11 protein-coding genes are annotated in these 14254 nt (G+C 40.2%); all 11 read left to right on the forward strand.

The genetic code is table 11. The features are described from left to right. Nucleotides 1-90 precede the first annotated feature (90 nt). The 11 genes from QL229_RS05435 (at nucleotide 91) to QL229_RS05485 (ending at nucleotide 13955) form a co-directional block, all read left to right on the forward strand. Complete coding sequence (locus QL229_RS05435) at nucleotides 91-588, forward strand: DUF411 domain-containing protein (protein WP_016708256.1); 498 nt, start codon at nucleotides 91-93, stop codon at nucleotides 586-588. Beyond that, nucleotides 588-2015, forward strand: a complete 1428-nt coding sequence (locus QL229_RS05440) for a TolC family protein (RefSeq protein ID WP_062566153.1) — start codon at nucleotides 588-590, stop codon at nucleotides 2013-2015. The genes QL229_RS05435 and QL229_RS05440 overlap by 1 nt, the downstream gene beginning before the upstream one ends. Continuing rightward, on the forward strand, nucleotides 2015-3772 hold the full coding sequence (locus QL229_RS05445) for an efflux RND transporter periplasmic adaptor subunit (RefSeq protein WP_055022008.1): 1758 nt from the start codon (nucleotides 2015-2017) through the stop codon (nucleotides 3770-3772). Before QL229_RS05440 ends, QL229_RS05445 begins: the two co-directional genes overlap by 1 nt. 14 nt (nucleotides 3773-3786) lie before the next feature. Further along, a complete protein-coding gene (locus QL229_RS05450) occupies nucleotides 3787-6951 on the forward strand; it encodes an efflux RND transporter permease subunit (RefSeq protein ID WP_055022009.1) in 3165 nt (1054 codons plus the stop codon). Nucleotides 6952-7030: 79 nt separating this feature from the next. After that, the gene (locus QL229_RS05455; RefSeq protein WP_235419340.1) at nucleotides 7031-7651 is read left to right on the forward strand and encodes a PepSY domain-containing protein; all 621 of its coding nucleotides are present in this window, start codon (nucleotides 7031-7033) and stop codon (nucleotides 7649-7651) included. Further along, nucleotides 7651-9483 (forward strand): 2Fe-2S iron-sulfur cluster-binding protein, encoded by a 1833-nt coding sequence (locus QL229_RS05460; protein WP_045979604.1) that lies wholly within the window; start codon nucleotides 7651-7653, stop codon nucleotides 9481-9483. The genes QL229_RS05455 and QL229_RS05460 overlap by 1 nt, the downstream gene beginning before the upstream one ends. 24 nt (nucleotides 9484-9507) lie before the next feature. Further along, nucleotides 9508-9855: a copper resistance CopC family protein gene (locus QL229_RS05465; protein ID WP_016708251.1), complete on the forward strand. Its 348-nt coding sequence runs from the start codon at nucleotides 9508-9510 to the stop codon at nucleotides 9853-9855. 18 nt (nucleotides 9856-9873) lie between these two features. Next, the gene (locus tag QL229_RS05470) at nucleotides 9874-10761 is read left to right on the forward strand and encodes a CopD family protein (RefSeq protein ID WP_045979603.1); all 888 of its coding nucleotides are present in this window, start codon (nucleotides 9874-9876) and stop codon (nucleotides 10759-10761) included. A 15-nt stretch (nucleotides 10762-10776) separates the two neighbouring features. Then, complete coding sequence (locus QL229_RS05475; RefSeq protein ID WP_008467847.1) at nucleotides 10777-11247, forward strand: nuclear transport factor 2 family protein; 471 nt, start codon at nucleotides 10777-10779, stop codon at nucleotides 11245-11247. A gap of 27 nt (nucleotides 11248-11274) precedes the next feature. After that, complete coding sequence (locus QL229_RS05480; protein ID WP_045979602.1) at nucleotides 11275-13098, forward strand: copper resistance system multicopper oxidase; 1824 nt, start codon at nucleotides 11275-11277, stop codon at nucleotides 13096-13098. After that, a complete protein-coding gene (locus tag QL229_RS05485) occupies nucleotides 13095-13955 on the forward strand; it encodes a copper resistance protein B (RefSeq protein ID WP_045979601.1) in 861 nt (286 codons plus the stop codon). Before QL229_RS05480 ends, QL229_RS05485 begins: the two co-directional genes overlap by 4 nt. The last annotated feature ends 299 nt before the right edge of the window (nucleotides 13956-14254 follow it).

Raw genomic sequence — 14254 nt, forward strand, 5'->3', positions numbered from 1 at the left:
CAAATTTCGCACACATGTAATTAATTTTTCTGTTAGTCAATATAGCGTCGTAGCGCTATAGCTATTTTCCAGCGACGTCTGGGGGCAAAAATGATCAATAAGTATTTAAAAATAGCAGTTGTAATGCTGCTTTCACCTGCGTTTGCAAACGCTAATGAACATAAGCATGCACACAATAACGACGTAACACCTTTGGAGTTAATCGTTTATAAAACCCCAACTTGTGGGTGTTGTAAAAAATGGATAACTCATATTGAAGACAAAGGGATCGTTGCGCATTCCAAAGATTTCCGAAACATCGGCAACATCAAAACTAAGTATGGTATCAAACCTAATTACCGTTCATGCCACACGGCAGTGAGTAGAAATGGGTTTGCCTTTGAAGGTCATGTACCGGCTAAGTTTATTCAGCAGTTCTTGTCAGAAGAGCACCCCAATGCGATTGGATTATCTGTCCCAGCAATGCCTGTTGGCTCTCCGGGTATGGAAGTCGGCGACCGCTTTATGTCATATAACGTATTAATTTTATTTAAAGATGGAACGAGTAAAGTATATGCAGAAGTTAAGGCTTATGAGGAGCAATTCTAATGAGATTAAATGTTTCAAGCCTTACTCTACTTTCAACTTCGCTAATTCTCGGCTTGTCTGTATTCTCAGCTCAAGCTGAGAAAGTAGTGTCACTTGAACAAGCTATCACCTTGGCTCAGCAAAATGATCCTTGGCTTCATGGGAGTCGGTTAAAACAAAGCGCGGTTGAAAATAGAAGTATCGCTTCAGGTACTTTGCCTGACCCCAAAGTATCACTAGGGATAATGAATTTACCAACAGATACTTGGGACTTAGATCAGGAAGGAATGACTCAACTAAAGGTTGGTGTTTCTCAAATGTTTCCTAGAGGTGATAGTTTAAAGATTAAACAAGAGCAATTAAAAATTGAGTCAACGAAATTTCCACTGCTACGAGAGGATCGTAAGGCTAAACTGATAAGCCAAGTATCACAGTTATGGTTAGATGCTTACTTAGCCCAACAAACCATTAAATTGATTGAAGCGGATTGGGCGCTCTTTGAGCAGATGGCGGAAGTTACTAAAGCTAGCTACTCAAATGTTGTTGGTAAAACCAGACAACAAGATGTTATTCGTGCTCAATTGGAAATCGTGCAGTTAGATGACCGATTAACTTCGCAAAAGCAGAAACTAGAAACAACAATCGCTCGCCTTAATGAGTGGCTTCATATCTACGATGCTGCTGGCTTGAATGAATCATTCAACTTTGATACGCAACCATTAGAGTTTAGGGTTTCTAAAAAGTTGCCTACAATTCATTTGAACAATTCAACAGTCCTAAAAGCATCTAATTACTCAAGAAATCTATTGGCTCAGGAGCTTTCGAATCACCCAGCCATACTTGCAATTGATATAAAACGCAAAGCTTCAGAAAAAGCAGTTGAGTTAGCTAAACAGCAATATGAACCGCAATGGGGTGTTAATGCTAGTTATGCCTATCGGGACAATATGCCCTCTGGTGATAGCCGAGCTGATTTATTTTCTGTTGGAGTAACGTTTGATTTACCCTTGTTCACCGAGAACAGACAAGATAAGCAAGTTGCAGCTTCTATTGCAGATTCAGAGACTATTAAAACCGAGAAACTATTACTGACAAAGCAAATGATCAGTATGGTGGAAAAGGAGCTTAGACAGCTTAAGCGTTTATCTGATAGGCAATCTATCTATCAAGAACAACTCCTTAAACAAACTCATGACCAAGCAGAAGCGTCATTGACAGCTTACACAAATGATGATGGCGATTTTGCCGAAGTTGTTCGAGCAAGAATCGCAGAATTAAATGCCAGAATATCAGCCTTAAGAATTGATGTTGACGCACTTAAAACAGTTGCTCGTATCAACTATTTCTTTGCACGTTCTCAATCTAACTCAAATGCTGAACATAAGTCGATGCAAACTTCACACAAAACTAATCAGCACTTATCCAATCAGCAATTTGGAGAAAAATAATGTCAACGAATACTAAAACAATTATTGCCATCATCATTGGTGCTGCGCTAGGCGCAGGAGTATTGAGCTTATATCAAGGTGCAGGGTCAAACAGTAATACAGATGAAACAACATCAGCAGAGAAAAAGCCTCTGTATTGGGTTGCACCGATGGATTCTAATTACCGCCGGGACAAGCCCGGTAAGTCGCCTATGGGGATGGATTTAATTCCTGTGTATGAGGAAGAATCATCTGGTGATGATTTTGGTCCCGGAGCAGTAAAAATTGCGCCTCATGTAGTGAATAACCTAGGGGTTCGCACTGCACCTGTTGAGCTGAAAAATATGCATACTGAAATATCAACGGTTGGTTACGTTCAATATGATGAAGATAAGCTAATTCATATCCACCCACGTGTTGATGGTTGGATTGAAAAACTCTATGTCAAAGCGGCAGGTAACCCTGTAGAGAAAGGGCAGCCTCTTTATACACTGTATTCTCCTCAGTTAGTTAACGCGCAAGAAGAACTTTTAATAGCTTTAAAGCGCGACAATAGTTCCTTAATTTCGGCGGCGAAAGATCGCCTTAAAGCGTTACAGCTTTCAGCAGATTTCATTCAAAAGCTAGAAAAGACTAGAAAAGTTCAGCAAACCATCACCTTTTATTCACCACAAGCAGGTGTTGTTGACGGTTTGAAGATTAGAGAAGGCTTTTATGTCAAGCCGGGAAACACTTTATTAAGCATTGGTCAACTAGATCAAGTTTGGGTTGAAGCAGAAGTGTTTGAACGTGACGCAGCCTTAATTAAAGAAGGACTGCCTGTATCAATGACACTGGATTATTTACCCGGAGAGGACTGGGCTGGTGTCGTTGATTATGTTTATCCAACATTGAATAGTAAAACACGCACACTCAGAGTGAGACTGAAGTTTGACAACCCAGACTATCAATTAAAACCAAACATGTTTGCACAAGTCTCTATTCACGCTAATCAAGCTGATAGCACGATACTCGTACCTAAAGAAGCCGTCATTCGCACAGGTAAACAAGACAGAGTTGTACTTGCCTTGGGGGATGGGCAATTTAAGTCTATCGAAGTGACAATTGGCCGGGTTGATATCGATAGTATCGAAATCTTAGAGGGTCTTAATGAAGATGATGTTGTGGTGACATCTGCTCAATTCTTGATTGATTCTGAATCAAGTAAAAACTCTGATTTTAAACGAATGACTCATGACGAAGTGCCTAGCTCTGTTTGGATGGAAGGCGAAATCAACAGCGTCATGGCGGGACATCGTATGGTTAATATTACTCATGGTCCTGCTGAGGCTTGGGATTGGCCTGAAATGACAATGGACTTCGATGTAGGTGAAAAGGTAGATATTGATTCACTGAAGTCTGGTCAATCTTTGCACTTTGAAGTGAGCAAAACCGAAGAGGGTGGATATGAAGTTACTGGAATTCATATCATGAGTGAGCCTGCTGATATGAGTGAAGAAGTATCATCAGCAACAGTATCAGGTTTAATTAATGCGATTGATATTGATACACGGATTCTAAATATTAGCCGAGGCCCAATAGAGAAGTGGGATAGACCTGCTGCGACGATGGATTTTATCGTCGCGGACAATATAGAAATAGTTGATTTCAATGTTGGTGATAATGTCACTTTCACTTTTGAGGTTAGGGATGACTTAGTTATCACTGAAATCTCTCTTGAATCAGATGAACAACACGGCAAGGAAAATAAAGCTGCTGTTGATCATTCTAATCATTAAGTGGGAGAAAAATAATGATTGAATCAATTATTAGATGGTCTATCGGCAATCGTTTCTTTGTTTTGTTGATTACCTTAATTATCGCGTTTGGTGGTTTGTATTCATTACAAAAAACGCCAGTAGATGCACTCCCAGATCTTTCTGATGTGCAGGTGATAATTAAGACGAGTTATCCGGGACAGGCACCACAAGTTGTGCAGGATCAAGTGACATTTCCACTTACTACAGCGATGCTATCAGTGCCGGGGGCGCAAACTGTTCGTGGTTACTCATTCTTTGGTGATTCCTACGTCTACATTATTTTTGATGATGATACTGATTTGTATTGGGCTAGAAGCCGAGTACTTGAATACTTAAGCCAAGTAGCATCAAGCCTGCCTGATTCGGCAAAACCTCAATTAGGACCTGATGCAACAGGTGTGGGTTGGGTATACATTTACGCTTTAACAGATAAGTCTGGAAACCATGATCTAAGCCAATTAAGAAGCATTCAAGACTGGTTCTTAAAGTATGAACTACAAACTGTTCCGGGCGTGTCCGAAGTTGCCGCCGTTGGTGGTATGGTTAAGCAGTATCAAGTGCAAGTAGATCCTGACAAATTGAGAGCTTACGATATTCCTCTAAGTTTAATACAAATAGCCTTACAAAAAGGGAACAAAGAAACTGGCGCATCCGTTGTGGAAATGGCTGAAGCTGAATATATGGTTACCGCAACGGGGTATATTCAATCAGTTAGTGATATAGAGAAAATTCCACTTGGTATTAACGAACAAGGCACGCCGTTGCGTATTGGTGATGTTGCCAACGTTAACCTTGGTCCTCAAATGCGCCGTGGTATCGCAGAACTTAATGGCGAAGGCGAAGTTGTTGGTGGTGTTGTCGTTATGCGCTTTGGTGAAAACGCTCAACAAACCATAAATGGGGTAAAAGAAAAGCTTGAGTCGCTCAAATCTTCTTTACCAGAGGGGGTGGAGGTTGTCCCTGTCTATGACAGATCGAAGTTAATAGATCGTGCTGTTGATAACCTTTGGAGCAAGTTGCTAGAGGAGCTTGCGGTCGTGGCTATTGTCTGTGTTGCTTTCCTATTTCATCTTCGCTCATCAATTGTGGCAGTTGTTACTCTACCATTAGGTATATTGGTGTCATTCATCATCATGTATATGCAAGGCATCAATGCCAATATTATGTCTTTAGGCGGTATCGCTATTGCTATTGGTGCGATGACTGATGGTGCAATAGTGATGATTGAAAATATGCATAAACATATGGAGAAAACACCACTAACAGATGAAAACCGTTGGCAAATTGTAGCTAAGGCTGCGAGTGAGGTAGGCCCTGCATTATTTTTTAGCTTGCTGATCATAACTGTCTCATTCTTACCTGTGTTTATCTTAGAAGCGCAAGAAGGAAGAATGTTTTCACCGCTCGCCTATACAAAAACCTATGCAATGGCTGCATCAGCAGGCTTGGCAATAACATTGGTGCCTGTTTTGATGGGCTACTTTATTCGAGGCAAAGTCGTCTCTGAAAAGAAAAACCCATTAAATCGATTATTGATTGCTATCTACATGCCTGTTTTAAAGCAAGTCATGAAGTTTCCAAAATTGACAATAGTCGCAGCAGTATTAGTGACTATCGTTGGTTTTTGGCCTGTCGATAAAATTGGTAGTGAATTCATTCCGCCATTGGATGAAGGCGACCTTATGTATATGCCTACTACATATCCCGGCATTTCAATCGGTAAAGCAAGAGAGTTATTGCAGCAAACGGACAAGCTTATTCGCACTGTGCCAGAAGTTGAAAATGTATTCGGTAAAGTAGGACGAGCTGAAACCGCAACTGACCCTGCGCCTCTAACCATGATTGAAACCTTTATTCAATTGAAGCCACGGGAGGAGTGGCGAGAAGGCGTGACAACTGAGTCGTTAAAAGCTGAGTTTGATAAGTTGGTTAAATTTCCGGGCTTAACCAATGCTTGGGTCATGCCAATCAAGACCCGCATTGACATGTTAGCTACAGGTATAAAAACGCCTGTCGGTATTAAAGTCGCCGGACCAGAACTTGATGTAATTCAGGATATCGGCCAACAAATAGAACAACTCTTGCCAGAAGTGACAGGCACAGCGTCAGTTTACTCTGAACGAGTTGCAGGTGGACGATATATCAAGGTTGATATTTCACGAGATAAATCAAGTCGCTTTGGGTTAAATATCGAAGATGTCCAACAAGTAGTTTCTACTGCGATTGGCGGTATGAATGTGACACAAACGATAGAAGGTCAAGAGCGTTACCCTGTTAATCTGCGCTATCCGCAAGATTATCGAGATTCTCCTGAGCAGCTAGCACGATTACCTGTTGTAACACCAAGTGGTCAACGCATTGCACTAGGTGATGTTGCTGATATTCGAGTAGAGAATGGCCCACCGGGTATTAAAAGTGAGAATGCCAGAATCAATGGTTGGACTTTCATTGATATTGATAGCGTTGATGTAGGTACTTATGTTGAAAATGCTAAAGAACACTTAGCAAATAACCTGACATTACCAGCAGGCTATTCAATTACTTGGGCTGGACAATACGAATATATGGAAAGAGCGAAAGAAAAGCTCACCTATGTATTGCCTTTAACACTCGCCATTATTGTTATTCTGCTTTACCTGAATTTCAGAGCGTTTAGTGAAGTGGCTATCATTATCGTTACCTTGCCGATGGCAATGATCGGTGGGTTATGGTTGATGTATCTAGAAGGGTTTAATTTCTCAGTAGCTGTTGGTGTGGGCTTTATCGCTCTAGCTGGTGTTGCGGTTGAGATTGGCGTGATAATGCTGGTTTATCTTAATCAAGCACTTGCTGAGCTTAAGGAAAAAGCGGTGGAGCGAGCAGAACTCATCTCAGATGATGCATATCAAGATGCATTATTGCACGGTGCTGGCTTACGAGTTCGTCCAGTAATGATGACGGTAGCTACAATCATTATAGGTTTAATGCCTATTTTATATGGTACTGGTACAGGTTCTGAGGTCATGAGCCGCATTGCTGCTCCTATGGTAGGCGGAATGACAAGTGCTGTGCTGCTCACGCTTATTGTACTCCCTGCAATTTACTCAATCATTAAAAAGCCTGAAGTAAATGCCTTTAACAAAGAGCTTTCTAACGTGGAGCCTGAGAATAATGCTTAGCACGGCTAGAAAATATCACAAATGGCTAATGGCATTTGTCGGAATACAATTCCTCTTCTGGTCTATTACAGGCGTGTATATGGTGACTATGGATATTCACTATATACACGGCGAAACCTTGGCTAAGAGTGAGGAAGCCAAAATAGATTTAGCAAGTATGGATTACTCCATTGTAAAGCTAGCTGCGGATTATCCTAAAGCTAGCCAAGTTACACTTACTCAAAGTATGGGCCGTCCTTTGTATTCTTTTATTAATGGAGAAAATGGAAAAGTAGCAATAGATGCTAAAACTGGAGCTGTTCAGGCCCTTGTAGATGAAACCAAGGCTAAAGAAATCGCACAATACCATTATGCGCTGAATCATCAAATCGACAGCATAAGGTTGATTAAGTCAGCGACAAACTTGCCTGCTGAGTTGTCCCCAAGGCATTTACCTGTTTGGAGAGTGACGTTTGAGCAATTCTCCACACCGACATTTTATATAAGTCAACAAACAGGATCACTTGTTGCCAAGCGTCATGATTACTGGCGATTGTTTGATTGGATGTGGCGGTTCCACATTATGGATTACTATGATGGAGAAAACGTATCAAACTGGTTTTTGTTCTTGGTCGCAACTCTAGGTCTAATGGGAGCAATTACTGGCGCAGTATTGACTTATTACCGAGTGCTTTCCCCAAATAAAAAGAGAGTCATTTGATGCGACTATTTAAGTTAAATACAACGATACACAAGTGGCTTTCTTTATTTGTTGGTTTACAACTGCTTATTTGGTTGGGAACGGGCCTTTACTTCAATTTGATGGATCACAGTAAAGCCAGTGGTAATGAACTTAGAGTTCATTCTCATCATGAAGGTAGCATTACAGGCTTTGACCTATTCCCTATTAAAGACATTACTAGTAATGCTCCGCAGGAAGTAAACCTTATATGGGTTTTACATCAGCCTTACTATCATTTTGTGTTCGATAAGGGGCAGCATAGCTATCAAGAGCGCCACTCAAAGCTATTTGATGCTGTAACAGGAAAGCCATTTAATTTGTCTGAAGAACAAGTACTAACTTTGGCAAAAAACTCCTACTCAGGACAGGGTAAGTTAACTACTCCAGTGTTATCTCAACCTCCGTTTTCTGATCACGTAAGGCAGCAAAATCCTATGTGGCAAGTTGCCGTTGAGGATGAGAACAATACAACTATTTATTTAGATAGTATTACAGGTCAAGTACTTCGCCATGCCAATGATGATTTCAGATTGAAAGATCTGATGATGAAGCTTCACTTTATGGACTATGGCAATTCTGGAGGATTTAACCATTGGTTGATCATTGCATTTGCTTTTGCAACGCTATTCCTTTCAATTACTGGTGTTACTTGGCTGATACAACAGTATAGAAGTGGTTTACTGAAGCTAGGTTGGGGCACTAACAGGCAAAAAGTGGCAGTGACGTTTTCCAATGAAAATACTATTACTGACATCTCAGCAGTTGGTCGCTCAACTGTATTAGAAGGGCTAGCTAGTTCACATGTATACCTTCCTTCAGGTTGCGGTGGTGGCGGTACTTGTGGCAAATGCGTGTTCTTAAGTTCAACTAAATTACCTATCACACTATCTGAACAGGAACATTTATCTCAGGAGCAACTTAAGGAAGGTTATCGGCTTGGATGTCAGCATAGGTTCTCTGAAATTAGTTCGATTGAAGTTAATACTGATCGCAATATTGAAAATCATGAGCTAGTTGTGGTTGCGACTAATTTCATTACTCCTTTTATCAAGGAAGTGAAATTTAAGCTGAAATCAGGCAAACAGTTGGCATTTAAAGCTGGTGCATATATGCAATTTGATGTGCCAGCAGGGATGAATAGCTTACGTCCAGATGATATGCCAGAGTGCTATGAAAAATACTGGGATAGCTACTATCATGGAAAATTTTCTCATAACGGTGTAACTCGCCACTACTCATTAGTTAACTTTGACGAGGAGTCTGATGAGTTAATGTTTAATATCCGTTGGCAGACCGCAAAGAATGGTTTTAAAGCAGGAATAGGTTCAAGTTATTTAGGTTCACTCCAAGTAGGTGAAACGATAACTGCAAGAGGCCCTTTTTCTGATTTTTATGCCACTTCAAATAAAAAAGTTAGTCGCGTGTTTATAGGTGCGGGTTCAGGACTTGCACCACTGAGGTCTATTATTTTTGAACAGTTGAAAAAGCATAAAGATAAAAGTGGTTTGACTCTTATCTATGGTGCGCGAACTGAAGATGACTTGCTATACCATAATGAATTGAAGTCACTGAGTGAGAAGCATAAAAACTTCTCTTATATTCCTACTCTTTCTAATCCTTCAGAAGAATGGCAAGGGCACTCAGGCTATGTTCAAAAAGTACTTCTGCCGTATATGAACCAAAAAGCAGAACTGCATTTGGCTGAGTTTTACTTGTGCGGTCCAGAAGCAATGATGAGTGAAGTGGAAAAAATAATTACAGATGCTGGGATTCCAAGTAATCAAATTTTCAAAGATAAATTTAGTCGTTAATCCATTAAATAAATAGAGGTATATATGAAAACATTAATTAAACTTTTAACCATAATCAGTGTTGTTTTTAGTAGTGCAGTATTTGCACATGTGCATCTTGAAAAAAGCGTGCCTGCTGATAATGCAATGCTAATGAATACTCCAGAAAAATTGACATTGGGATTTAGCAAAGAGGTACGTGTAGTTAAAGTTACGTTGAAAAATAAAAAAGGTGAAAATATTAAATTTGACTTTAAACCATCAAAAGAAGCTTCCAGAGAGTTTTCATGGGAACTACCTAAATTAGCTCCAACAAACTATATCGTTGATGTGACCTATTTAGGTAAAGATGGACATAAAATGAAAGATAGCTTCGGCTTTATGGTTCATTAGTAAGGCTGTGTGATTGATATGGAAATGTATATCTGGAATACAGTCATTGTACTGTCAAAAATTGTATTTTACGTCGGCTTTGCCTGTATTGCCGGCTATACATTTTTCAGACAAATTTTTGAGCATAATGAATCTCATAGTAATGCTGTAATAGCGAATTTAACGTGGACAAGAACTTATATAGTTATGGCTTTGATCGCTAATATTACTTGGTTCTTTGCCAGTACTGGTGCAATGGCAGAAGAGGGAATTCAGGGGGCGATAGACGCTGATATATTGGCTATTATGTGGGACTCCTCTGTCGGCACTGGAGCTTTGCTTCGAGCGCTTGGGCTAGTTACCGCAATAATCGCTTTAGCTTTAAGGTTCAAACTCGCTGTGAACTCGTACTTAAAACAAAGCGCTTTAATGTTGAGTTTATTAATCCTTGCATACTCATTCACGTTACTGGGTCATATTTCTGAGTTAGGCACAATTGAAAAAGGCTTGCTTATTTTGCATGTGCTCGTTATGGCATGGTGGTTTGGGGCGTTATTGCCACTAAAACAGGCTTGCCATCAGCTAAGTTATGCAGAACTTCATTTGCTGATGGAAAGCTTTGGCAAACAAGCAAGTTTTACATTGAGCCTATTGTTGGTAGCAGGCCTCTGGCTCGTGATTCAATTGGTCGGAAGTCTTGATGCACTAATAAGCTCAAGTTACGGACAAACACTGTTGTTTAAATTGGCCCTTGTAGTGTCTATTTTGGCACTTGCTGCTAAACATAAACTAATACTCGTTCCACAACTTAAAAATAGTCAAGGCAGAGAGGCTTTATCTAAATCTATCTCGATAGAAATGGTAGTAGCTTTTGCCATTTTATCTGTAACGGCTGGGCTTACTAGTGTTGTTGGCCCTGCAAATTAAAACCTAAAAGAGAGAATGAAAATGAAAACAATAAATATATTACTCGTTTTATTAATGACGTTTAGTTTCGCAGCAAACGCTCATGGTGATAAGAACAAAGACAAAGGTTTGTTTAAAGGTATAGATACCCCAGCCGCAAAAGTTGTTTTGGCATTTCATCAAGCACTTGAAACTGGCAATCAAAAACAGGCTAGAGCGCAGTTAGCGGATGATGTCACCATTTTCGAGGGAGGCCGCGTTGAAAGGAGCGCTGATGAATATGCTCATCATCATATGTTGTCGGATATGAAGTATTTAGCAGCGATGAAGAGCGACACACTTGAACATCAAGTGACGATACTTGGAAATACCGCTATCTCTGCGTCGCGCAGTCAAACTACAGGTACTCATAAAGGTGTTGAACGCGATTATCAAGGCATGGAAACGATGGTGCTGGAAAAACAAAATGGTGAATGGAAGATTAAGCACATTCATTGGTCACATTAATTTATTGTTCAAACAACGGAGAGTAAAATGAGAAATAACAATCCATTACATCAAGTTTCTACGCCACGTAGACGCTTTGTACAAGGATTAGCTGCTGGCGGTGTATTAGCTGCTTTTCCAAGTGTTCTTCATGCAGCTTCATCTTTGCTTGCTGGAACTTCAACAGGTACTGCGCCCGAACTAAGTGGGGAAGTCATAGATCTGGTGATAGATGAGTCACCAGTAAACTTCACAGGTGTTGTAAGAATGGCTACAACAATCAATGGCTCAATACCAGCTCCTACCTTGCGCCTCAGAGAAGGTGATGACGTTACTATCAGGGTAACGAATAAATTATCAGTGCCGAGTTCAATTCATTGGCATGGGATCATTCTTCCGTATCAAATGGATGGCGTACCGGGTATTAGCTTTAAAGGTATAATGCCGGGTGAAACCTTTGTTTATAAATTTAAGCTGCAACAAAGCGGCACATATTGGTATCACTCACACAGTGGTTTTCAAGAAATGACAGGTATGTACGGCGCATTAATTATTGAGCCAAGAGAAAAGGATATTATTAGTGCTGACAATGAGCATGTCATCCAATTGTCTGATTGGACTGATGATGACCCAATGGATTTGTTTCGCAAGTTAAAAGTACAGAGCGATGTATTTAACTTTAATCAACCTACTGTTCCAGAGTTTTTTGATGACATTTCAAATAGCAGCGTTTCAAATGCGCTACAACGCCGGGAAATGTGGAATAAAATGAGAATGAACCCTACAGATCTTGCAGACTTATCAGCATCTGCAATGACTTTTTTAATGAATGGTTGTGCGCCTTTGACAAATTGGCGTGGAATGTTTAAAGCTGGCGAAAAGGTTAGGCTTAGATTTATTAACGGTTCTAGCAATACGTTTTTTGATGTAAGAATACCTGAGCTGAAGTTAACAGTTGTACAAGCTGATGGACAAAATGTTGAACCTGTGACAGTAGATGAATTTAGATTTGGTCCCGGTGAAACTTATGATGTACTTGTCGAGCCAAAAAATGACGCATATACGATTTTTGCACAAAGCATGGATCGCTCAGGTTATGCTAAAGGTACTTTATCAATGGCACCTAACGTTGATGCACCAGTACCTTCTTTAGACCCCGTTGAGTGGTTAACGATGACAGATATGATGGGCAATATGACCCATGATAGTGTGCATTCTACAATGGCTGATACGGCAGGTATGTCGGGCATGAATTCTAATAAAATGGATCATAGTGCAATGGGTCATGGAGCGATGGCAATGGATCATAGTAAACATGGAATGACTAAAAACCCATTAGCTGTTGCTAGCACTAAAGTGCGTCATGCAAAAACAGAGTATGGAGCTTCTGTTGATATGCGTGTTGATATGCCTAGAACAAACCTTGATGATCCCGGTATAGGTTTACGTAAAAATGGACGCCGTGTTTTAACACTTGCAGATTTACATTCTCTTGAGGGAATTACAAGCCAGCAAGAGCCTGAGGCTGAAATTGAATTACATTTAACTGGAAACATGGAGCGTTATAGCTGGTCATTTGATGGCTTGGAATTTGGAAAAAGCACGCCAGTTCACATGAAGCATAATCAACGTTTAAGAGTTATTTTACAAAACGATACAATGATGACACATCCAATGCACCTGCATGGTATGTGGAGCGATTTGGAGAATGAAAAAGGTGATGTACAGGTTCGTCGCCATACTATCCCTGTACAACCAGCGCAAAGAATTAGTTTTTTAACAACACCTCATGACGTAGGTCGCTGGGCATGGCATTGCCATTTATTATTCCACATGGATGCAGGTATGTTTAGAGAGGTAGTTGTATCATGAGAAAATTAATACTAACCAATACGTTAAAACTATTATTAATAGGTTTGCCCCTTATAAGTGTATCTGTATCTGCAAAAGATGAGATGACTGAGATGGGTGATTCTAAAATGCAAGCACAAGGTGGAGATGCACCTAAAGATGCTAGAGACCCTCATGCTTATGCCGCAGGTACAACATTGACTGAAGGTCCTTATGCACTCAATAGCGACAAACGACTGACTTTGGCAGATGAGCATTCATTTTACGCGCTACTAGGGGATCGTCTTGAATATAATGAGCAAACAAACGCAGGTGTTTTTGACTTTCAGGCATGGTATGGCACTACTTTTGATAGATTAGTCATCAAAACTGAGGGAGATTTTAGCGAAGGTAATTTAGAGGAGAACCAAACAGATTTTCTATGGGGCCACGCAATATCTGCTTATTGGGATACACAAGTCGGTATTCGACTTGATTACAATAACGAAGGTGAAAACCGCAAATGGCTAGCTTTTGGTTTACAAGGTCTAGCCCCTTACTGGTTTGAAATTGATATGACTGCGTATTTAGGAGAGCAAGGTAATAGTGCATTTTCGATCGAAGCTGAGTATGAGCTATTACTTACTCAAAAGTTAATTGTTCAACCACGAGCAGAGTTGACGCTTTACGGTAAGGATGACGTCCAAAATAACCTTGGTAGTGGCTTATCTAGCAGTGCTATTGGTTTTCGGGTTCGTTATGAGTTTACCCGCCAGTTTGCTCCCTATGTTGGCGTTGAGTGGACAAATAAATTTGGTAATACAGCCGAATTTGCGAAGTTAAATGGGCAAAGTACTCGTGATACTGCTTTTGTTGCAGGTATCAAGTTCTGGCTCTGATGTGAAGAAATACTATATTGACTTGATGAGAGCTACCGCAACTATATTGATGGTAGCTTTTGTTTTTTGGGATTTAAACCATTTTAGTTATGTTAGGAAAGGCCTAGCTAATAGTTTTTTTGGAAAGAACTAAGAGCAGTAATAGTAAGCTACTTCTTGTTTTCAGTCTGTGCCAGTCTGGTGTATACCTATCAAGGTGGAATATCAGCTAAGAAGTAAAGTTGGCGAATGGTAAAGGTTAAAGAGTCAAGCCAAAAAACATCGCCATTGAAAGACGTACAATAGACTATTTTATCACT

Origin of the sequence: Pseudoalteromonas sp. PAR1, assembly GCF_947311895.1 — a bacterium.
In the GTDB taxonomy this organism is placed as follows: Bacteria; Pseudomonadota; Gammaproteobacteria; order Enterobacterales; family Alteromonadaceae; genus Pseudoalteromonas; species Pseudoalteromonas lipolytica_C.